Source organism: Pseudomonas agronomica (genome assembly GCF_025917275.1).
Lineage (GTDB): Bacteria > Pseudomonadota > Gammaproteobacteria > Pseudomonadales > Pseudomonadaceae > Aquipseudomonas > Aquipseudomonas agronomica.
This window is the reverse complement of sequence record NZ_JAOSHO010001053.1, coordinates 1-443: the sequence shown is the minus strand read 5'-3', so window position 1 is coordinate 443 and position 443 is coordinate 1. Positions and strand designations below refer to the sequence as shown.

Below are 443 nucleotides of genomic sequence, written 5' to 3'. Positions count from 1 at the left end.
CAACTGCCGGATCAGGTCCGCTTGCTCGACGAGTGATTCCTTTACCAGATCGCCAATGGACAGCAGTCCGATCAACTCACCGTTATCCAGTACTGGCAGATGCCGCAGATGGCTGTCGGTCATGACGGCCATGCAACGGTCGATGCTCTGCTGGCTGTCGGCGGTGATCACTGGCGTACTCATGATCGTGCGTACCGTCGTGCCCACCGATGAACGCCCCTTGAGAACCATCTTGCGGGCATAGTCCCGCTCGCTGAATACCCCCACCACTTGCCCGCCTTCGATGACCGGCAATGCGCCGACGTTTTTCTCGGCCATGATCTGCAACGCTTCGAGCACGGTCCGGTCCGGCGCGATGCTGTGGACCTGCTGGTTCTGCACGCTCTTGAGTCTTACCAGTTGGGCGGCGGTTTTCATTGATAATCCCCAATCTCAATAATAGA

General features: G+C 57.8%; 1 protein-coding gene. It reads right to left on the bottom strand.

The features are described 5' to 3' along the window. Positions 1 to 417: CBS domain-containing protein (locus OC610_RS28855; protein ID WP_264433219.1), on the bottom strand; the 417-nt coding region annotated here is incomplete at its 3' end. Between the last annotated feature and the right edge of the window lie 26 nt (positions 418 to 443).